Origin of the sequence: Pseudomonas sp. B15(2017) (genome assembly GCF_002113215.1) — a bacterium.
In the GTDB taxonomy this organism is placed as follows: Bacteria; Pseudomonadota; Gammaproteobacteria; order Pseudomonadales; family Pseudomonadaceae; genus Aquipseudomonas.
The window spans coordinates 43455-65368 of sequence record NZ_NEJZ01000013.1 but is presented as its reverse complement, the minus strand read 5'-3'; the positions used below and the strand labels follow the sequence as shown (position 1 = coordinate 65368).

Sequence of the window (21914 nt, the reverse complement as noted above, 5' to 3'; positions counted from 1 at the left end):
TCGATCATTCACTGGTAAGGGCCGTGACCGGGTCGAGCCGGGCAGCTTTGCGGGCCGGCATGAAGCCGAAGACAACGCCGGTGACAAGGGCGCAGCCAAAAGCGCCGAGCACCGCCAGCAACGAGAAGGCGACGGCAACGTCGCTGAGGATCAGCACGCCGCCGACGATCAGCGCCAAGCCAATCCCGGTGATCCCGCCGACCACCGAGAGCATCACCGCTTCGGTGAGGAACTGCCGCAGAATGTCGCGCTGGCGAGCGCCGGTGGCCATGCGAATGCCGATCTCGCGGGTGCGTTCGCGCACGGTCATGAGCATGATGTTCATCACGCCAATCCCGCCGACCAGCAGCGAAATCGCCGCAATCGAGCCGAGCATCAGCGACAGGGTATTTTGCGTGCGCGCTTCGGCCTGGATCATGGCGGCGTTGTTGGTCAGTTCGAAATCCTTTTTGCCGTTGTGCAGGCGCAGCATCAATTGCTCGATGGCGTGTTCGGCTTCCTTGACCTTGCGTGCATCCGCCGCGGCGATGGCGACGTATTCCGGATTGCGCGTGCCGAACAGCCGCACGCTGGCAGCGGAGTAGGGGATGGCGATGCGGTCGTCGCTGTCCTGATCGCCGGAGCTGGCGCCTTTTTCCTGGAGCACGCCGACCACCTGGAACGGCACGTTCTCGATCAGGATGTATTGGCCGATGGGGTTGAGCACATCCTTGAGCAGTTTGTCGCGAACCTTCTTGCCGATCACCGCCACCGCGCTGGCGTTGCGCTCATCGGCATCGGTGAAGTAGCTGCCCTCGACCACCGGCCAGTTGAAGATCGCCGGGAAGTTGGTGTCGTTGCCGCCGACGTAGCTCATGTGGTCGGCGTTGCCAAACCGCACACCAGCCTCCGCGCCGTTGACCGGCATGATCCGTTTGACCTGCGGCAGGCTGGCCAGCGCCGCCACGTCATCGAGGGTGATGATGCCCGGCGGCGTGCGCGGATTGGGTGCCGAGCCGCTGAGGTAAATGATGTTCGAACCGAAAGCGCCCATCTGCGCCATGACCTGACGCTTGCTGCCTTCGCCCACTGCGAGCATGACCACCACCGAAGCGACGCCGATGATGATCCCGAGCAGGGTCAGCGCGGTGCGGAAGCGGTTGATCCACATCACCCGCCATGCGGCGTGCAGAGCGTCCACCAGTTCGCCTTTCCAGGCCCCCGAGGCTTGTGCGCCCTCGGTCAGGCGTTTGCGCAGGTCGACCGCTTGCAGGGCGCCTGGGCTGGCTGTGGTCCGGGCGTCGGGACTGTCCTGGGCGCTGTCGCTGATGATCAGGCCGTCGCGGATCTCGATAATGCGCTTGGCCCGCGCTGCGACTTCGCGGTCGTGGGTGATCAGGATCACCACGTGGCCCTGGCTCGCCAGCTCGTCAAGCAACGCCATGACTTCTTTGCCGCTGTGGCTGTCGAGGGCGCCGGTGGGTTCGTCGGCGAGGATGATGTGGCCGCCGTTCATCAGTGCCCGGGCGATCGACACCCGCTGCTGCTGACCGCCTGACAATTGATGGGGGCGGTTGCCGGTGCGCGAGGCCAGGCCGAGGCGGTCGAGCAGGGCGGCAGCGCGGGCGTGGCGTTCGGCGGCGGGAGTGCCGGCGTAGATTGCCGGCATCTCGACGTTCTCCTGGGCCGAGCCGGACGGAATCAGGTGATAGCCCTGAAACACGAAACCGAAGGCTTCGCGCCGCAGCCAGGCCAACTCGTCGGTGTCGAGGTCGGCGACGTTTTCCCCGGCGAAACGGTATTCGCCGCAGGTGGGCCGGTCGAGGCAGCCGAGGATGTTCATCAGCGTCGATTTGCCGGAGCCGGACGCGCCGACAATCGCCACGAATTCCCCGGCGTGGATCGACAGGTCGATCCCGCGCAACACATGCACTTCAGGGGCGTCGCCACCGCCATAGGATTTGCGGATGTCCCGCAGGTCGATCAAGGGCGTCTGCATTTAGCCACCGCTGCCGTCGGCCGGGCCGATCAACAGGTGATCGCCTTCGTTCAAGCCTTCCAGCACCTGGACTTTCAAGCGGTCGCTGATGCCGGTGTGCACTTCGCGGGACTGGATGTCGCCATTGGCGGCAATCACCTGCGCGGTCTGCCGGTTCGCGGTGGCTGTGCCTTGCAGGGCGGCAACCGGTGCAGTGAGAACGTCTTTTGCCTGGCTGGCGACGAAGAATACCTGGGTGGTCATTTCCGCCATCAGTGCGTTGTCGGCGTTGTCGACATCCAGCAGCACGGTATAGAGCACCACGCGCGCGCTGCCGCTTTTGCTGGAACTGGCAGGACTGCCGCCGCCCTGGCTGGTCTGATCCAGGGGTTTGGGCGGTACCGGCAGGATTTGCCGCACGGTGCTGGTCCAGCGTCGATGGCCGCCGCTGAGGGTGGTGAAGTAGGCGGTCATGCCCGGTTTGACGTGGCCGATATCGGCTTCGGAAACTTCCGCCCACACGGTCATCGGCGACAGCTTGGCGATCCGCAGGATCAGCGGTGTCTGTTGTTGGGCGTTGAGGGTCTGGCCTTCGCGGGCATCGAGGGCAACCACGGTGCCGGCCATTGGCGCATAAATGCGGGTATAGCCGAGCTCGGCCTGATCGCTGCGCAGGCTGGCTTCGGCCTGACGGATCTGGGCCTGGAACATGTCGATGCGCGCCTGGGTGGCTTTCAGTTCGGCGCGGGCGGTCTGCACGTCTTCTTCGCGGGTGGCGCCGCCAGCGGCCAGGTTCTGCTGACGCTGGTATTTCTGCTGCGCGAGCTCGTGCTGGGCTTTCTGTTCCTGCAACTGGGCCTTGAGGTTTTCGATGGAGAAACGTCCGGCGTCGAGTTTGGCTTTCTGGGTGGACGGATCGATTTCCACCAGCAGTTGACCTTCCTTGACCACGTCGCCGACTTCCACGTGGATCTTGCGGATCTGCCCCGACGCCTGGGCGCCGACGTCCACATAACGCCGTGGTTGCAGGGTGCCCAGCGCGGTGACGCTGCTTTCGATATCGCCGCGGGTCACTTGCACGGTGGCGAACTTGTCCCGTCCGGGAGGCAGGATCTGCCAGGCGGCGTAGGCGACAACAGGGATCAGACAAAGGACTACGAGCAGGGCGCGTCGGGCGGGGCGGGGACGTTTCATGCAGGGTTCCGGCCAGTGGAAATCGGCCCGTCATTCAGAGGAGTGCGCAGGATCGGGCACCGTTGAACGCTGCCGCAGGGCGCGACAGACACGGGGAGCTGTCCTGTAAACGATGAAAGCGGAGCGGAATTTAAGCGGCGACACAGGTTGTTACAGCAATCTGTAGGTATAGCCGGACACTATTTGTCGGGCAACGACAAACACCACTTTAAATCTATATGAGAATTACTATAAATTACGCGCCTCAAGTTGCCACTATCTTGCTACTGCCTTGTGCGGCTCAGCAGAACGGTGTGCTCAAGGACAGAACCCGCATTCAGGCGGCCGGGAGTCATGTTGGAAAACTACTATCGAGAGCTGGTGTGTTTCCTGAACGCCAAGCTCGGCAACCGTCAGGTGGCCGAAGATGTGGTGCATGACGCTTATGTGCGGGTCCTGGAGCGTTCCAGCGATACGCCGATCGAACAACCCCGGGCCTTCCTTTATCGCACCGCGCTGAACCTGGTGATCGACGACCACCGGCGCAATGCCCTGCGTCAGGTCGAGTCGCTGGAAGTGCTCGACAGCGAAGAGCGCTATTTCACCCCGTCCCCCCACAGCACCCTCGATCATGGTCAACGTCTGGAGATGTTGCAGCGTGCGCTGGCCGAGCTTTCACCGCTGTGCCGCGAGAGCTTTCTGTTGCGCAAGATCGAAGGCCTGTCGCACCCCGAGATCGCCGAGCGCCTTGGCATTTCCAAGGCTCTGGTGGAAAAGCACATCGTCAACGCCATGAAACATTGCCGCGTGCGCATCAAGCAATGGGATGCCCATTGAGCCGTCGTCGTTAAATTTCATTTCACTGTCCTCGTTCCTACTCAACAGACGATCTGCTGTCCTGCTCCGGGCCGGCCGGTCACCCAAGCTCTTCCTCCGCGCTGTTCGGGGGTTCATCCAGAGGACACTGGAAATGACACAGGCAATTGCATCGCCCATCGTTCACGACCTGATCGGCGTCGGTTTCGGCCCTTCGAACCTGGCGCTGGCCATCGCTCTGCAAGAGCGCGGCCCGATCCAGGGCGAGCTGGATGTGCTGTTTCTCGACAAGCAACCCAACTACAGCTGGCACGGCAATACCCTGTCGACCCAGAGCGAGCTGCAGATTTCCTTCCTCAAGGATCTGGTGACCCTGCGCAACCCGACCAGCCCGTATTCGTTCGTCAACTACCTCAAGCACCACGGTCGTCTGGTGGACTTCATCAACCTCGGGACCTTCTACCCGTGCCGCATGGAGTACAACGACTACCTGCGCTGGGTGGCCGCGCAGTTCACCGAACAGAGCCGCTATGGCGAAGAAGTGCTGACCATCGAGCCGGTGCTGCACAACCATCAGGTTGAAGCGCTGCGGGTGATTTCCCGTGGTACGGACGGCCAGCAGTTCGTGCGCACCGCGCGTTCCGTTGTGGTCAGCGCCGGCGGCACGCCACGCATTCCCGAGGCGTTCAAGGCGCTGAAGGGCGACGGTCGGGTGTTCCACCACTCGCAGTACCTGGCGGAAATGGCCAAGCAGCCGTGCGTGAACAATCAGCCGATGAGCATCGCGATCATCGGTGGCGGGCAGAGCGCGGCGGAAGCCTTTATCGATCTGAACGATTCGTTCCCGTCGGTGCAGGTCGACATGATCCTGCGCGGCTCGGCCCTGAAACCGGCGGACGACAGCCCGTTCGTCAACGAAGTGTTCTCGCCGGAGTTCACTGATCTGATCTTCCAGCAGAAGAGCAGCGAGCGTGAGCGTCTGGTCAACGAGTACCACAACACCAACTACTCGGTGGTCGACATCGACCTGATCGAACGCATCTACGGCATCTTCTACCGCCAGAAGGTCTCCGGTGTTGCCCGTCATGCGTTCCGTACCCTGACCACCGTCGAGCAAGCCACCGCCACCGAACGCGGTATCGAACTGACTGTGCGCAACAACGCCACCGGCGAAGTCACCGTGCGTGTCTACGACGCGGTCGTGCTGGCCACCGGTTACGAGCGTCAGATGCACCGCAAACTGCTCGCGCCGCTGGAAGAGTACCTGGGCGACTTCGAAGTCGATCGCAACTACAAGCTGATCACCGACGAGCGCTGCAAGGCCGGTCTGTACATGCAGGGCTTCTGCCAGGCCAGCCATGGTCTGAGCGATACGCTGTTGTCGATCCTGCCGATCCGTGCGGACGAGATTGCCGGCTCGCTGTATGAGCATGGCAAGAACCGTGGGCACAGCCGTTCGATGGCGGATCTGTTGCTGGCGACTGCCAGCTAAGTATCCTTTCAGCCTCCACACTGATCGTTCCCACGCTCTGCGTGGGAATGCCTCAAGGGACGCTCCGCGTTCCAATGGGGCGCAGAGCGTCCCCGGTTGCATTCCCACGCAGAGCGTGGGAACGATCTCGGCGATCTCGGGGGCAATCCTGAACCCTTCCTGAACACCCGACACATTCCCCGACGCACTTCCTTTTCCGGGTTTACTCTCCAGATATCGGGGCGTAAGCTTCGCGCGTTTTCATCAATAGCGGAGACCCACAGTGGGTACTTGTTCGAGTGACAGTTGTCGGCCGGTCCTTGTAACCGGCGGATTCTCGGCAAGATAACGCGCATTCCTTTGTGCCGTTGTCTCGCCGAACAGCGAGCAGCGGCATCCCGATCATGACCGGTCCCGGTCATGTCCCGACGTCCTTCTCATCGACACTGAAAAGCCTGTGAAGTCGACTTCATCGTCGTCATTGCAGCCTATCGACACGCCTGTCTTTCTGACCGGCGCGCCACGCCTTGCCGTGCCGGTTTTGCGGTGCCCAGGACGAGGACGTACCTGCTCGACGGTTTCCCGGCTGACCATAGGGGCAACAGCCATGAAACTTACGCTCAAGGAATTTTTCGCAGGCTTCCTGCGGACCCGTCACATCGCCCGGCACTTCCGTCGCCTGGCCTTGCTGGAAACCCTCGGCGACACCACGGTCAGCCGTGAAGTGCCGCCCACTCTGGCCAATACACTGGTGGACGCCGCCCATTGCGACAGCGGCGTGCTGCTGACCAACCTCGGCACCCACACCGACGGCCTGACCGATTTCGAAGTCGATGTGCTGCGTGCGCAGCATGGCCTCAACGAAGTCGAACACGAGCAACCGCTGCCGTGGTGGACCCACCTGTGGCATTGCTACAAAAACCCTTTCAATCTGCTGCTGACCCTGTTGGCGGTGATCTCGTGGCTGACCGAAGACCTCAAGGCCGCCATCGTGATTTTCTCGATGGTGGTGCTGTCGACGCTGCTGCGCTTCTGGCAGGAAAGCAAATCCAATCAGGCGGCCGATGCGCTCAAAGCGATGGTCAGCAACACTGCAACCGTGCTGCGCCGGGATGCGCCGCGTGCTGAACTGCCGATCAAACAGCTGGTGCCCGGCGATCTGATCGTGCTGTCGGCCGGCGACATGATTCCTGCCGATTGTCGGGTGCTCAGCGCCAAGGACCTGTTCGTCAGCCAGGCAGCGATGACCGGTGAATCGATGCCGGTAGAGAAATTCCCGCGTCAGGCCGATCGCGATACGCGCAATCCGCTGGAGCTCGACAACATTCTGTTCATGGGCACCAACGTGGTGTCCGGCACGGCGGTGGCGGTGATTCTCACCACCGGCAACAGCACCTATTTCGGTGCGCTGGCGCAGCGGGTCGGGGCGACTGATCGCGCGGTGACTTCGTTTCAGCAAGGCGTGAACAAAGTCAGCTGGCTGCTGATCCGCTTCATGTTCGTGATGGCGCCACTGGTGTTGTTCATCAACGGTTTCACCAAGGGCGACTGGACCGAAGCACTGTTGTTCGCGCTGTCGATTGCCGTGGGCCTGACCCCGGAAATGCTGCCGATGATCGTCACCTCGACCCTGGCCAAAGGCGCGGTGTTTCTGTCGCGCAAGAAAGTCATCGTCAAACGCCTGGACGCGATCCAGAACTTCGGCGCCATGGACGTGCTGTGCACCGACAAGACCGGCACCCTGACCCAGGACAAAATTTTCCTGGCACGCAACGTCGACGTCTGGGGCGAAGACTCCGATGACGTGCTGGAAATGGCCTACCTCAACAGCTACTACCAGACCGGCCTGAAAAACCTGCTGGATGTGGCGGTGCTGGAGCACGTGGAAATCCACCGTGAGCTGAAGGTCGGCACGGCGTTTCGCAAGGTCGATGAAATCCCGTTCGACTTCAACCGCCGGCGCATGTCGGTGGTGGTCGAAGGGCGCGGTCAGCCGCATCAACTGATCTGCAAGGGTGCGGTGGAAGAGGTTCTGTCGGTGTGCAGCCGGGTTCGTCACGGTGAAGTGGACGAAGCCTTGAGCGATGAATTGCTGGCGAAAATCCGTCAGGTCACAGCAGCATTCAACGCTGAAGGCCTGCGCGTGGTAGCGGTGGCGGCCCGCTCGATGCCGCAAGGGCGCGACACTTACAGCCTGAGCGACGAGCAGGAGCTGACGCTGATCGGTTACGTGGCGTTTCTCGATCCACCCAAGGAAAGCACCGCGCCGGCGCTCAAGGCCCTGGCCGAACACGGCGTGGCCGTGAAAGTGCTGACCGGCGACAACGAACTGGTGACCGCCAAGATCTGCCGCGAAGTGGGCCTGGCCCAGCAAGGCCTGCTGATGGGCAATGACATCGAACGCATGAGCGATGCTGAACTTGCGGTGGCGGTGGAAACCACCAACGTGTTCGCCAGGCTGACGCCGTCGCACAAGGAGCGCATCGTGCGCATCCTCAAGGGCAACGGTCATGTGGTCGGGTTCATGGGTGACGGCATCAACGACGCGCCGGCGCTGCGCACCGCAGACATCGGGATCTCCGTGGACAGCGCGGTGGACATCGCCAAGGAAGCGGCCGACATCATCCTGCTGGAGAAGAGCCTGATGGTGCTGGAGGAGGGCGTGCTGGAAGGGCGCCGGACCTTCGCCAACATGCTCAAGTACATCAAGATGACCGCCAGCTCGAACTTCGGCAACGTGTTCTCGGTGCTGGTGGCCAGTGCGTTCATTCCGTTTCTGCCGATGCTGCCGATGCACCTGCTGGTGCAGAACCTGTTGTATGACATTTCGCAGATCGCGATCCCGTTCGACAACGTTGACGACGAAATGCTGAAACAGCCGCAGCGCTGGCAGCCGGGTGATGTGGGGCGCTTCATGCTGTTCTTCGGCCCGATCAGCTCGATCTTCGACATCACAACGTTCGCCTTGATGTGGTACGTGTTCGATGCCAACACCCCGGATCACCAGACTCTGTTCCAGTCCGGCTGGTTCGTCGTGGGACTGCTGACCCAGACGCTGATCGTGCACATGATCCGCACGCCGAAGATTCCGTTCCTGCAAAGCCGTGCGGCCATGCCGTTGCTGGTGATGACCGCAATCATCATGGCCGTGGGCATCTTCCTGCCGATGGGACCGCTGGCGCACTACTTCAAATTGCAGGCGCTGCCGTCAATGTACTTCGTGTTCCTGCCGGTGATCCTGCTGGCGTACATGGCACTGACTCAGGCCGTGAAAGGCTTCTACATCCGCCGGTTCGGCTGGCAGTAACAGGCAAGTTTCCCCCCTTGTGGGAGCAAGGGGGGCGGTTTCAAGGAGTTCAACATGCAAGCCATCAACAATCTCAACCTCACCTCATTGCTCGACACCCTGGTCAGTCTCAGCGCGGCCTTCATCCTCGGCGGCCTGATCGGCTTCGAACGCCAGTACCGGCAACGCACGGCGGGTTTGCGCACCAACGTGCTGGTGGCGGTCGGTGCGGCGATTTTCGTCGACATGGCCAACCGTCTGGCCGGTGCCGAAGGTGCGGTGCGGGTGGTCGCCTACGTGGTGTCCGGTATCGGCTTTCTCGGTGCCGGGGTGATCATGCGCGAAGAGGGCAACGTGCGCGGCCTCAACACCGCCGCCACACTCTGGACCTCGGCAGCGGTCGGCGCCTGTGCCGGCGCCGACCTGCTGGCCGAAGCGGTGCTGGGCACCTTGTTCGTGCTCGCCGCCAACACCTTGCTGCGGCCGATCGTCAACAACATCAACCGTCAGCCGCTCGATGTGGTTTCGGCAGAAGTCACCAACATCGTTTACGTCATCGCCCGGCGTTCGCAGCAGAAAGCCGTGTTTGCGCTGCTTGAAGCCGAGCTGGAACGCAGCAATTACCCGGCCAGTGATGTCGATGTGCACGCTTTCGGAGCCGATGAAATCGAGATCGAAGCCACTCTGGCGACGACTTCGGTGGACGGTGATGAGCTGGATGCGCTGGTAGCGCGTATCTCGACCTCGGCGCTGGTGGTGCAGGCGTTCTGGAGTCCGAGTACCACGGAGTAACTTTTTTGTCCGGATGAGTGACATCTTTTTTCGGAAAAGTCCTACAGAGCAAGCCTCGGCGCTTGGGTAGTCTTGCCGCCACTTGAAGCGACTACCCGGACTTTCACGTTGACCGACAAAACCCTGCGCATCCTGATCGCCGACTTGCAGCACTTTCACCGGATGAAGATCGAGCGCCTGTTCAATGGGCTCGATTACTACCGCATTGCCCCGGTGCAAAACCTTGCCGAACTGCTGACGCTGGTCGATTACGGCTGTGAGCCATTCGATGTCCTGGTGATCAATGCCGAACTGGCGGGCGGGATAGCGGATCTTCGTGGTTTCCTGTTTGATCATCCGCAAGTCCGGCGGGCGCTGGTCTACGGTGAACCGGCGGACGCCTCAGGGGTTCCCGAGCACTTTGGCGCAAAGATCATCACCAGTCCTGCGCCTCTGCCTTCAATCCGCGCGATCGAGCAGTTGATGACTTCGGTCGAGGCTTCGTTTGGGCCCTCATCGCGTGCTCAATCACAGATCGCTCTATCGAACAACTGTCAGATCTGACAGGTGATCCAGCGTTCACACCGTGCAACAGTTGTAGCGCGGCTACCAATAGTCCCGTTCATGCAAGATCGGCGGCGTCATGGCATGTATTCGCCTCGGGAGTGGTCATGGGTTCAGCATTGATCGTCGATGATCATCCGGTGGTGGTGGGTGCCCTTCGCCTGGTTCTGGAGTCGGCGGGTTACCAACCGATTCATGTGACTACCAGCGGTGTCGATGTGGTGCCAATGCTCCGGGAGCACGCGCCGGAACTGGTCGTGCTCGACCTGAAGCTCAACGGATTCGGTGGTCTTGAGGTGTTGGCGCGCATCAGGGCCGTCGGGCTGGTCTGCAAGGTGGTGATTTTCACCTCGGCCGATCCTGAACACTATCTGATGCGCTGCCGACGTGCGGGGGCGATGGCTTTTGTCGCCAAGTCCGCCTCGATGCAGCATTTGCAAAATGCAATCAAGGCCGTGCGGTCGGGTTACACCTACTTCCCCGAAATGCCTGCGGTCAATACCGGGCAAACCGAAGCGCATCGCGATGAGCGAGAGCTGATCGCACTTCTGTCCACCCGTGAAATGGAGATCATGCTCAAGCTGGCCAGAGGCGAGTCCAACAAGCACATTGCTCTGGCGATGAACCTCAGTCACAAAACCATCAGTACCTACAAGACCCGCTTGATGCAGAAACTCGGAGTGACCTCGCTGGTGGTGTTGCGAGAGTTCGTCAAACGCAACGGCCTGTTTTGATCGGTTGCCCCATGATAGGTCGTCTGCGGGTTGTGCTTCTGTCGATACTGTTGCTTGCAAGCGCAGTGCACGCCTCCGAGGCGCAAAGGCTGGAAATCGTCTCCCGCACCCGTCTGGAGGGGGTGCAGATTCGTCTGGATGAGCAGGACAGACAGTGGCTGAGCGCGCACCGGGTATTGCGCATCGGTGCCTCCTGGCCGGATTACCCGCCCTTTGAACTGACCCGCAAACGCCATGAACTGGAAGGTCTCACGGCCGATTACGCCGACGCGATCGCCCAGATACTTAACATTGCCGTCGAGGTCTGGTGCTATCCCGACCGCGAAAGCGCCATGGCCGCGCTCAAGGCCGGGGATCTTGACCTGCTGGGCACGTCGAACAACTTCGAAATCGCCGATCCCCAACTGATGCTGTCGCGCGCCTATGCCGAGGATCAGCCGATGTGGCTGACCCGGCTCAATGAGGCGTTGCCGAGTGATCTCAACGGCAAACGCATCGCCATGGTGGACGACTATCTGCCCGCTTCGACCATCGAAGAGGCTTACCCGCAAGCTTCCCTGCAGCGCTATCGATCGATCCTCGATGCCCTCGGCGCCGTCGCGTTTGGCCGGGATGATCTGTACCTCGGCGATTTCATCAGCGCCAGCTACCTGATCAACACCCATTTTCAAAACGACCTGCAACTGGCCGGGCCCTCGGGCCTGGACGCCAACCCCTTCGGTTTTGCCCTGACCCGCAGCAACAACCGCTTGAAACGTCTGGTCGACAAAGCCCTGCTGGCGATTCCCATGGAGCAGCGGCTGGCGATGGAGTTGCGCTGGAGTGCCGGGCGCGCCGACAGGGCGGCGCAGTCGCGGGTAAGCCTGAGCGACAGCGAGCAACAATGGCTGGATCAGCATCCGGTAGTGCGGGTCGGTGCTGTCGATGACTTTGCGCCACTCGCGTTCTTTGACGCCGACGGTCGCTTCAGTGGGCTGGCGGCCCAACTGCTCAACCTGATCAGTCAGCGCAGCGGGCTGACGTTCGAGGTGGTGCGCGGTCAGTCTCTTGATCGTCAGGTCGAACAACTCAGAAGCGGAAAACTGGACCTGTTGTCTGTGATGACACTGAGCCGCGAGCGCGAAACAGAAATGCTGTTCACCCGGTCGTACGTCAACAGCCCCTTTGTGCTGATTGCCGATTCGAAGGCACAGGGGCCGCGTAGCCTGGACGACATGACGGGCAAGCGTGTGGCGCTTTATCGCGGCGATCCGTTGCGTGATTACCTGCTGGAGCATGTGCCGCAGATCAACCTGATCGAGTTGCCGAGTCCGGCCGATGGCACACGGGCGCTGCTCGACGGGCGGGCTGATGCGACATTGAGTTCGTTGTTGGTGGCGCGCTACCAGATCGATCACCAGTACCGCGATCGCTTGCGGATTGTCTCCACGCTGGGCGATCAGCCGGCCCGGGTTGCCATGGCCACGGCGCTCGACTCGCCTCAGTTGCAATCGATTCTGAACAAGGCACTGCTGAGCATCGCGCCGCAGGAAATCGACGGTCTGGTCGCACGCTGGAGTCGTAACGTGGTGCTGCAAGACAGCTATTGGCAGCGTCATCGCGAGCAAATATTGCGCGGGTTTGCCGTTGCTGCCGGGTTGCTGTTGCTGGCATTGGGCTGGATCGGTTTTCAGCGTCGGCAGATCCGCCAGCGTCAGCAATGGCTAAGTCAGTTGCAGGAGGCCAAGGAGGCGGCCGACGAAGCCAATCGTGCCAAAAGTACGTTTCTGGCGACCATGAGTCATGAAATCCGCACACCGATGAATGCCCTGACCGGCATGCTCGAACTGGCGCTCAAACGTGCCGATGAAGGCGTGACCGATCGCCAGGCTATCGAAGTCGCGTCCACTGCCGGGCAGCAATTGCTGGCATTGATCGGCGACATTCTCGACATCGCACGCATCGAGTCCGGGCATTTGTCACTGGCCCCCGAGCGCGCCAATCTGCGCGAAGTGGTCGTGTCGGTGTGTCGGATTTTCGAGGGTCTGGCCCGGCAGAAACAATTGTTGTGGCATGTCGAACTGGATGAGCTCAGCAACGTCGAGGTGATGCTCGATCCCCTGCGTTTCAAGCAAGTGCTGTCGAACCTGTTGAGCAATGCCATCAAATTCACCGACAACGGCGAGGTGAGCCTGCGCTTGCGCGTGTTTTCAGAACGGGACGGGCTGATTGAAGTGGGCGTGATCATCGAAGACAGTGGGCGGGGGATCAGCATTGAGGATCAGCAGCGACTGTTCAATCCGTTTGTACAGGTCGGCGATCATCAGTCCGTGGCGCATGGCGGTTCAGGTCTGGGGTTGGTGATCAGTCGCAACCTGTGCCGGATGATGGGCGGTGATTTGTGGATGAGCAGCGAGTTGAACCGCGGCACTCAGCTCATGCTGCGCCTGGAGCTGCCTGTGCTGGCGCCACTCGGGCAAGAAGCTGCACCGCCACCAGTGGCGACGACGGTGAAGTCGCTGAACGTGCTGGTCGTGGATGACCATCCGGTGAATCGCCTGTTGTTGTGTCGGCAGTTGAGTGAACTGGGGCATCGCGCCGTCGACTCCGGTGGCGGTGAAGAGGGGCTGGTGCTGTGGCGCAGGCAATCCTTCGATGCGCTGATCACCGATATCAACATGCACGGGCTCAACGGTTACGAGCTGGCGCGAGCAGTGCGCCAGGAAGAAGCCGCGACGGGCAGGGCGCCCTGCCTGATCCTCGGCTTTACCGCCAATGCACAGATGGAAGAAAAGCAGCGATGCCGGGCGGCCGGGATGGACGATTGCCTGTTCAAACCGGTGCTGCTGCACGAATTGAACCAGGCCCTGATAGCCGCCGTACCGGAGGGCGCGCAGGCGGCCAGCGTGGACGATTCGGCAGTGGCCGAGTTCGACCTGAGTGCGCTGTTGCAACTGGCAGGCGCCGACAATCCACTGATCGAACAGTTGCGTGGGGAAGTGCTGAGCAGCTTGCGCATCGACCTGCAGCGTCTGGACGAATCAGGCCGACACGGTGATCGCGCGGGATTGCGGGATCTGGCGCATCACGTCACGGGCGGGGCACACATGATCGGTGCCGAGCGCGTGATCTCGGCGTGTCGAGGACTTGAGCAAGCCTGCCATGACGATCAATCCGACGCGGCATTGACGGCCGCCATCGATTTGCTGCGCGTGGCCATGCAAGACCTCGCGCAGCAGCTTCAGGCCTGACCGGTCAGTCCCACTGCGGCGCGATGCCTGTGGGGCTGGTCAGGCGATGGCTGCGATCCAGTGTGGCGATCAGCGCCATGTCGGCGTCGCTCAGGGTCAACGCCGTGGCGCCCAGGTTGCCTTGCAGGTTGGTGCGTTTGGTCGACGACGGAATCACCGCGTATCCCGACTGCATCGCCCACGCCAGGGTGACCTGAGCCGGAGTGGCTAGCAGGCGCTCGGCGATCTGTACGATCAGCGGATCCTTCAGCACTTCACCATAGGCCAGGGTCATGTACGACGTGATCTGAATGCCCTGACTCCGGGCGAATTCCACGACCTTGCGGTTTTGCAGGTACGGGTGCAGTTCGATCTGGTTGGTGGCGATGTTCTGCGCACCGACCGCAGCAATTGCCTGTTTCATCAGGTCGATGGTGAAGTTGGACACGCCGATCTGCCGGGTCAGACCCAGGCGCTTTGCTTCCAGCAGGGCGCCCATGAATTCCTCGACCGATACCTGATCTTCCGGCGACGGCCAGTGGATCAGCGTCAGGTCGAGGTAGTCGGTCTGCAACTTTTGCAGGCTCTCCTTGAGGCTTTCAATCAGGCGGTCTTTGGCGAAGTTGGCGATCCAGATCTTGCTGGTGATGAACAGTTCGTCGCGGGCGATGCCGCTGGCAGCGATGGCCTCGCCCACGTCGGCTTCGTTTTCGTAGATCTGTGCGGTGTCGATGACCCGGTAACCGAGCTCAAGGGCAGTGCTCACCGAATCGATGACCACCTGACCTTGCAGACGAAACGTACCAAGACCGAAAGCGGGAACAGACATGCAGGACTCCAGGGGTTGCAGTGGGAATGAGCAGGAGTATCCGCGTCTGATTCCTTGGGAAAAACCGCTGTCGGCACAAAGTACTGTTGACTGAAAGTCACGAATCACCACGCTTGCTCATCGTTCCATTAATAGAACGATGAGGACGGTTTTGGCCGACTAGTGCTAAATACGTAGCGAATTTATGATCGGCCCCCACGATCAACCTGATGACGGAGTCCACCATGAAAAACCTTATCGGTATCTACACCAGCCCTCGCGGCCACTGGGTCGGCGATGGGTTTCCGGTGCGTACCCTGTTTTCCTACGACAACCTGGGCAAGCACATCAGCCCGTTCCTGCTGCTGGATCACGCCGGGCCTGCGCAATTCACCCCGACCACCGAACGTCGTGGCGTGGGCCAGCATCCGCACCGTGGCTTCGAGACCGTCACCATCGTGTACGAAGGCGAAGTGCAGCACCGCGACTCCACCGGCAGTGGCGGCACCATTGGCCCGGGCGATGTGCAGTGGATGACCGCGGCTTCGGGAATCCTGCATGAAGAATTCCATTCGGAAAATTTCGCCAGAACCGGCGGCAACCTGGAAATGGTGCAGCTGTGGGTGAATCTGCCAGCCAAGGACAAAATGGCCGCGCCGGGTTACCAGACCATTCTGGACAGTGATATCCCGCAAATCGCGCTCAAGGACGGCGCCGGCAGCCTGCGCCTGATCGCCGGCGAGTTCGACGGTCAGAAGGGCCCGTCCCGCACGTTCACGCCTATCGATGTGTGGGATCTGCGACTGAACACCGGCAAGTTGCTTTCGCTGGATCTGCACGAAGGCCGTAACACGGCGTTGGTGGTGTTGAAGGGGTCGGTCCGGATCAACGGTGTGGAGTCGATGCGCGAAGGGCAACTGGCGCTGTTTGAACGTGATGGCAAGCGAATCACCCTCGAAGCCAGCCAGGACGCGGTGGTGTTGCTGCTCAGTGGCGAGCCGATTGACGAGCCGATCGTCGGCCACGGCCCGTTCGTGATGAACACCGAGCAGGAAATCCACCAGGCTTTTGCCGACTTCCAGTCCGGCCGCTTCGGCCAGATGCACGGCTGAAAATCCCGGCAGGCGCCACGCGCGCCTGCCGGTTTTTTTCGCGCGTGCGCAGTGGCACTCATCCGGCCAAATCAATTACTCCTACACTGAGCCCAATCTGTGCGATCTTCTCGCGATTGGCCCCTGTCGGAGTTGTTTGATGCTGTCTCTGCTCACCGATCATCCGTTGTTTTGCGCCTTGATCCTGATCCTGATCGATCTCGGTCTGTGGCGTCTGATCAGCTCCCACGGCAGTGCGTGGAAACTGTTGGTACGGGTGCTGATCTTTGCTCTATTCAGCTTTCTGCTGTTCAACGAAGGGCTCAACCCGATGGAGCCTGCGCCGTGGGCCGACAACGTGCCGTTGCACCTGGCGGCGACCGGGTTGCAGATCGGCTGGTGGCTGTTCGGCGCGCGCACCCTGACGGTGTTGATCGGCGCGGTGATGATGCAGCGGGTCGGGCACACCGGGCGGCTGTTGCAGGATCTGCTGGGTGCGGTGATCTTCCTGATTGCGATCATCGCGGCGCTGGCCTACGTGCTGGACCTGCCGGTCAAAGGCGTACTGGCGACGTCCGGGGCGTTGGCGATCATCGTCGGTCTGGCGTTGCAGAGCACCTTGAGCGACGTGTTTTCCGGGATCGTGCTCAACACCACCAAGCCTTATCAACTGGATGACTGGATTTCCATCGACGGTACGGAAGGGCGGGTCACCGACATCGACTGGCGCGCCACGCGCCTGCAAACCAGTCAGGGCAGCATGGCGGTGATTCCCAACTCGCTGGCGGCCAAGGCCAAGATCATCAACTTCAGCCGGCCGAGCAATATGTTCGGGGTTGCCGTCAGCGTGCAGGTCAGCCCCCATGCGCGGCCCAGCTCGGTGATCGATGCCCTGGAACGGGCGATGCAGGGCTGTCGCCAATTGCTGGAGAGCCCCGCGCCGAGTGTCGCGCTGAAGAGCTCCAGCAGTGCCGGCACCGAATATGAAATCAGCGGGTTTGTCGCCTCGATGAGCGAAAAACGTATGGTGCGCAATCAGCTGTTTGATCTGGCGTACCGGCACCTGCAGGCGTCCGGGGTCAATCTGCTGTCGAGCGTTGAGCCGGGCGTGTCGAGCAATCTCTCGCGGCCACGGGCGTTGCTCGACAGCTCGCCGATTTTCTCTACGCTTCGTCAGGAAGAGAAAGAAACCTTCAGCCAGAACATGACCCTGCAAACTTTCCGTGCCGGCGAGGTGATTCTTGCGGGCGGCGAGGTCAGTGATCACCTGTTCATCATCGAATCCGGTGTGGTCTCGGTGACGCTCAAACGCCACGGCACGCCGTTCGAGTCCGGACGGATGGGACCGGGCGAAGTGATCGGCGAAGCGGGAATACTGTCCGATACGTCATTGCCGGCCGACTTCTCCGCCAAGACCTTCTGTGCGCTGTATCGCATCGAGAAGTCTTATCTCAAACCCTGTCTGGACGCCCGTCACGACATCAACGACGCGATGAAGGCGCTGCTCGATTTCCGCCTGCACAAGGCGCAATCACTGACGGAAGAAACACCGGTGACAGTGCCGAAAAAAGGTTTCCTGCAATGGTTGCGCAACCGCGTGTAAACGGAGGATCCAACGCAACCGTCGCGGTGCGCCTGGTGTCACAGTTTTTATCGGTCAATGGCAGGAACCCGGACGATGAAAAAAATGCGCATTGCCACGTTCAACGTCAACGGCCTGCGGGCCCGTCTGCCGAATCTGCTGGAGTGGCTGAGGCGCGAGCAGCCGGACATCGTCTGTTTGCAGGAACTGAAGCTGGTGGACAGCGCGTTTCCTGCCGCCGATCTGGAGGCCGCCGGTTACGGCGCCATCTGGCACGGTCAGGCGTCATGGAACGGCGTGGCAATTCTTGCCCGCGATGCGCAACCGCTGGAGAGCCGGCGCGGTCTGCCCGGCGATCCCGACGATAAACACAGCCGCTACCTCGAAGCGGCGGTGCACGGGGTGTTGGTGGGGTGCCTGTACCTGCCCAATGGCAATCCGCAACCGGGGCCGAAGTTCGACTACAAGCTGGCCTGGTTCGAGCGCCTGATCAATTACGCCCGGGATCTGCAAAGCAGCGATCACCCGGTGGTGCTGGCCGGCGATTACAACGTGGTGCCCACGGATCTGGATATCTACAACACTCGATCCTGGCTCAAGGATGCGTTGTTGCAACCGCAAAGCCGCGAGTGCTACCAGCGATTGCTGGATCAGGGCTGGACGGATTCGTTGCGGCATCTTTATCCCGAAGATCGGCTGTATACCTTCTGGGATTATTTCCGCCAGCACTGGCAGAAGAACTCCGGGCTGCGGATCGACCATCTGCTGCTCAATCCCAAGCTGAGCCCTTATCTGCATGAGGCCGGTGTGGATGCCTGGGTGCGCAACGAACCGCATGCCAGCGACCACGCGCCGACGTGGATTCGCATCGACTCCCGTAAACGACGCTAAAAAGGTGATTGGTTAATTCAATTGTCGATTCGATGCCCGGATCCCGTATACATGGCGACCATCGGCGGAACGATCCGCGCCCATGCAAAAGGACCCGGCAATGAGCGAGCCACGCCTGACGAATCTGAAACAGTACCTGCAACGCCTGGGATTCGATGCGCCTCCGGCACCGACCCTTGAAACCCTGCGCCTGTTGCAATTGCGCCATACCGGCGCCTTTCCTTTCGAAAACCTGTCGACGCTCAGTGGTGAACCCGTTCTGATCGATCTGCCCTCCATCGAACGCAAGGTCTTTAACGATGCCCGTGGCGGCTACTGCTACGAGCTGAACAATCTGTTTCTGGCGCTGTTGCTGGAACTGGGGTTCGAGGCGCGGGGCATCAGTGGACGTGTGGTCATTAATCGGCCCGAAGGCAGCTGGACGGAGCGCACCCATCGCTTGAGTCTGGTGACCCTCGACGGCGTGCGCTACATCACCGATGTCGGCTTCGGCGGCATGGTGCCGACCGCACCGCTGGTGCTGGATACCGACGCTGAGCAATCCACGCCGCACGAACCGTATCGCATCGAAGTGCAGGCCGATGGCTACATGCTGCGGGCCAGGGTCGCTGGCGAATGGCGGCCGATGTACCTGTTTGACCTGCAACGCCAGGAAGACATCGATTACACCCTCGGCAACTGGTATGTCTCGACTCACCCGGACTCGCCATTCGCCCAGCGCCTGATGGTCGCGCGGACCGGCGACGGCTGGCGACGTACGCTGAACAACGGCAGTTTCGCGATCCACCGCATGGGCGCCGAGAGCGAGCGGCGTGAGGTAACGGATATCGATGAGCTGATCGAACTGCTGGAACGGGAGTTCGGCCTGCGCTTGCCGCACCAGCCCGGTGCACGTCTGGCGCTGGCGCGCTTGATTCAGCCAGTCTGAAACCTAAGGTTTTGCCTCCGGCTCGAGCACCCGCCGGATCTCGTTCACCGCTGCCGACAGTTTTTTCTCGAGGCTCTTGAGGTCGGTGGCGCTGAATTGCCCGATTGAATGTTCGAGTTCCTCAGTGGCGCCACGGCTGTCGAGCAACGCGCGGCGCAGGGTGTTGTTGATTACCGTCTGATAGCCATAGCCCTCGCTCTCAGCGACCTCGCGCGCGGCTTCGATCACTGCGTCATCGAGCATGATGGTGATGCGGGTTTTGCCCTTGGTGGGCGCGATGGCGCCGCGTTTACCTTGGCTGAAATCGTACTCATCCTTCATTGATCACCTCTGCGCAAAGTTGCCCTCGCTTGCTGGGCTCGAATGCGTTGGCAGCATTCTTGCTTTTGTCGAACTGAATCTTGAATGACTTCATTATGCATACTTTATATGTATAAAAAAGGATGCGGCCGCGCCGTCGGTCGCCATGAACACTTCAGCCTGGGCGGATAAAACGTGGACTCGAATGAGGATGTGTTGCCGGATTTGTGGGGGATGAAAGCAGCGGGATAGAAGGTTGGGTGGCTAGCTAACCATTATGTGACTGATAAGTTGTATACAAGTCTATGGACATTTGTCCTGACTCTTGCATACAGTGTGCGCATAACAAAAACCAGGGAACTCCCCCACCATGAAAACGCCCCATGTTTCACACCAACGGCCCGAGGACGAGAATCTCGGGGTCGGCGCGAATATGGCTTACGGCCTGCAACACGTTCTGACCATGTATGGCGGTATCGTCGCGGTGCCATTGATCATCGGTCAGGCCGCCGGGCTTTCGCCTGCGGACATTGGTCTGTTGATTGCTGCTTCATTGTTTGCGGGGGGGCTGGCCACGTTGCTGCAAACCCTGGGTTTACCGTTTTTCGGCTGTCAGTTGCCGCTGGTGCAGGGCGTGTCGTTCTCCGGCGTTGCCACTATGGTGGCGATTGTCAGCAGTGGCGGGGAGGGCGGCTTCCAGTCGGTGCTTGGCGCGGTGATTGCGGCGTCGCTGATTGGCTTGCTGATCACGCCGGTGTTTTCACGAATCACCAAGTTTTTCCCGCCGCTGGTCACGGGCATCGTGATCACCACCATCGGTCTGACGCTGATGCCGGTGGCTGCACGTTGGGCCATGGGCGGCAACAGTCACGCGCCTGACTTCGGCAGCATGCAGAACATCGGTCTGGCGGCGGTCACGCTGGTGCTGGTGTTGCTGCTGAGCAAAGTCGGCAGCTCCACTATCTCGCGTCTGTCGATCCTGTTGGCCATGGTGATCGGCACGGTGCTGGCGGTGTTCCTCGGCATGGCGGACTTCTCCAACGTCACCCAGGGCCCGATGTTCGGCTTCCCGACACCTTTCCATTTCGGCATGCCGACCTTCCACTTCGCTGCAATCCTGTCGATGTGCATTGTGGTCATGGTGACTCTGGTGGAAACCTCGGCGGACATCCTGGCAGTCGGTGAAATCATCGGCACCAAGGTCGACTCCAAGCGTCTGGGCAACGGCCTGCGGGCGGACATGCTGTCGAGCATGTTTGCGCCGATCTTCGGCTCGTTCACCCAGAGCGCCTTCGCCCAGAACGTCGGGCTGGTGGCGGTGACCGGGATCAAGAGCCGTTATGTGGTGGCCACCGGCGGTATCTTCCTGGTGATCCTCGGCCTGCTGCCGTTCATGGGCCGGGTCATCGCGGCAGTACCGACTTCGGTGCTCGGCGGCGCCGGTATCGTGCTGTTCGGCACGGTGGCGGCTAGTGGCATCCGCACGTTGTCCAAGGTTGATTACCGCAACAACGTCAACCTGATCATCGTTGCCACCTCGATCGGCTTCGGCATGATCCCGATTGCCGCGCCGAACTTCTACGATCACTTCCCGAGCTGGTTCGCGACCATTTTCCATTCGGGCATCAGCTCGTCGGCGATCATGGCAATTCTGCTGAACCTGGCGTTCAACCACTTCACGGCGGGCAACTCGGATCAGCAGTCGGTGTTTGCGGCGGCAGAAGAGCGGACCCTGCGTTATCGCGATCTGGCAGCGCTGCGTGAAGGCGACTACTTCAGCGACGGCAAGCTGCATGACTGCGATGGCAATGAAGTGCCGGTGATCGATCCGGATTCGGATCACGTTCATGGCGCGCCAAAGGTACACGCCAAGAGCAGCGAGCACGTCTGACAGCTGTTGCTGAATAGAAAAGGGCCGACTTTTTCAATGCCGACAAAAAAGCCCCTGAATCTTTCGATTCAGGGGCTCTGTATTTGGCTCCACAACCTGGACTCGAACCAGGGACCCAGTGATTAACAGTCACTTGCTCTACCAACTGAGCTATTGCGGAATTGGTGCGTATGTTACTGATTTAAAAAGACTAGTCAAGCATCGGCGTGATTTTTTTACCGAACGGCTTTCAGCCACCGAAGGTAAAGGTCCCCATCAGCAGTTTTGCGTACAACGCCGTGGCCGCCAGTTGCACGAGCCACAAGGCCAGTCCGCCGAGAAACACCCCGGCCGCCACTTGCAGCACCAGGCTCTTTTCGCGTTTGCCCGAGGTGCGGGGTGGATAGTAGTCCAGCTCATCGCGGTCGGCGCGCAGGTCATCGTTTTTCATGTCGGCTCTCTG

The 21914-nt window shown here is 60.8% G+C and carries 17 protein-coding genes and 1 tRNA gene; 12 read left to right on the top strand and 6 right to left on the bottom strand.

The features are described from left to right. Positions 1-4: 4 nt before the first annotated feature. Complete coding sequence (locus CAF73_RS19245; RefSeq protein WP_085703514.1) at positions 5-1978, bottom strand: MacB family efflux pump subunit; 1974 nt, start codon at positions 1976-1978, stop codon at positions 5-7. Next, positions 1979-3151, bottom strand: coding sequence for an efflux RND transporter periplasmic adaptor subunit (locus CAF73_RS19240; protein ID WP_085703513.1), 1173 nt, complete (start codon positions 3149-3151; stop codon positions 1979-1981). Positions 3152-3484: 333 nt separating this feature from the next. Between CAF73_RS19240 and CAF73_RS19235 the strand changes: the two genes are divergently transcribed. The 7 genes from CAF73_RS19235 (at position 3485) to CAF73_RS19205 (ending at position 14002) form a co-directional block, all read left to right on the top strand. Then, positions 3485-3967, top strand: coding sequence for a sigma-70 family RNA polymerase sigma factor (locus CAF73_RS19235; RefSeq protein WP_085700180.1), 483 nt, complete (start codon positions 3485-3487; stop codon positions 3965-3967). Between the two features lie 133 nt (positions 3968-4100). Beyond that, entirely contained in the window at positions 4101-5438 is a 1338-nt protein-coding gene (locus tag CAF73_RS19230; RefSeq protein WP_085700179.1) for a lysine N(6)-hydroxylase/L-ornithine N(5)-oxygenase family protein, read from the top strand. Positions 5439-6024: 586 nt separating this feature from the next. Then, positions 6025-8724 (top strand): magnesium-translocating P-type ATPase, encoded by a 2700-nt coding sequence (mgtA, locus tag CAF73_RS19225; protein ID WP_085703512.1) that lies wholly within the window; start codon positions 6025-6027, stop codon positions 8722-8724. A gap of 54 nt (positions 8725-8778) precedes the next feature. Continuing rightward, positions 8779-9495, top strand: coding sequence for an MgtC/SapB family protein (locus CAF73_RS19220; RefSeq protein WP_064594791.1), 717 nt, complete (start codon positions 8779-8781; stop codon positions 9493-9495). A 108-nt stretch (positions 9496-9603) separates the two neighbouring features. After that, complete coding sequence (locus CAF73_RS19215) at positions 9604-10038, top strand: chemotaxis protein CheY (RefSeq protein ID WP_085703511.1); 435 nt, start codon at positions 9604-9606, stop codon at positions 10036-10038. 107 nt (positions 10039-10145) lie between these two features. After that, a complete protein-coding gene (locus CAF73_RS19210; protein WP_085700176.1) occupies positions 10146-10772 on the top strand; it encodes a response regulator transcription factor in 627 nt (208 codons plus the stop codon). 11 nt (positions 10773-10783) lie between these two features. Further along, entirely contained in the window at positions 10784-14002 is a 3219-nt protein-coding gene (locus CAF73_RS19205) for a transporter substrate-binding domain-containing protein (protein ID WP_085703510.1), read from the top strand. 4 nt (positions 14003-14006) lie between these two features. On the opposite strand, the gene dkgB is transcribed toward CAF73_RS19205, so the two are convergent. Beyond that, entirely contained in the window at positions 14007-14810 is an 804-nt protein-coding gene (gene dkgB, locus CAF73_RS19200) for a 2,5-didehydrogluconate reductase DkgB (protein ID WP_085703509.1), read from the bottom strand. A gap of 224 nt (positions 14811-15034) precedes the next feature. Here dkgB and CAF73_RS19195 point away from each other — a divergent pair, with 224 nt between their 5' ends. The 4 genes from CAF73_RS19195 (at position 15035) to CAF73_RS19180 (ending at position 19281) form a co-directional block, all read left to right on the top strand. Further along, a complete protein-coding gene (locus CAF73_RS19195) occupies positions 15035-15901 on the top strand; it encodes a pirin family protein (protein ID WP_085700173.1) in 867 nt (288 codons plus the stop codon). A gap of 139 nt (positions 15902-16040) precedes the next feature. After that, positions 16041-17483, top strand: coding sequence for a mechanosensitive ion channel family protein (locus CAF73_RS19190; protein ID WP_085700172.1), 1443 nt, complete (start codon positions 16041-16043; stop codon positions 17481-17483). 75 nt (positions 17484-17558) lie between these two features. Next, positions 17559-18353: an exodeoxyribonuclease III gene (locus CAF73_RS19185; RefSeq protein WP_085703508.1), complete on the top strand. Its 795-nt coding sequence runs from the start codon at positions 17559-17561 to the stop codon at positions 18351-18353. Between the two features lie 100 nt (positions 18354-18453). Then, a complete protein-coding gene (locus CAF73_RS19180) occupies positions 18454-19281 on the top strand; it encodes an arylamine N-acetyltransferase (RefSeq protein ID WP_085700170.1) in 828 nt (275 codons plus the stop codon). Positions 19282-19284: 3 nt separating this feature from the next. Here CAF73_RS19180 and CAF73_RS19175 read toward each other — a convergent pair whose 3' ends face one another. Continuing rightward, positions 19285-19602 (bottom strand): BrnA antitoxin family protein, encoded by a 318-nt coding sequence (locus CAF73_RS19175; RefSeq protein WP_085700169.1) that lies wholly within the window; start codon positions 19600-19602, stop codon positions 19285-19287. Between the two features lie 349 nt (positions 19603-19951). Here CAF73_RS19175 and CAF73_RS19170 point away from each other — a divergent pair, with 349 nt between their 5' ends. Next, entirely contained in the window at positions 19952-21472 is a 1521-nt protein-coding gene (locus CAF73_RS19170) for a nucleobase:cation symporter-2 family protein (protein ID WP_085703507.1), read from the top strand. An 84-nt stretch (positions 21473-21556) separates the two neighbouring features. Here the strand turns inward: CAF73_RS19170 and CAF73_RS19165 are convergent. Both CAF73_RS19165 and CAF73_RS19160 read right to left on the bottom strand, forming a co-directional pair. Next, positions 21557-21632, bottom strand: a tRNA-Asn gene (locus tag CAF73_RS19165). Between the two features lie 69 nt (positions 21633-21701). Further along, a complete protein-coding gene (locus CAF73_RS19160) occupies positions 21702-21902 on the bottom strand; it encodes a hypothetical protein (RefSeq protein ID WP_065257405.1) in 201 nt (66 codons plus the stop codon). Between the last annotated feature and the right edge of the window lie 12 nt (positions 21903-21914).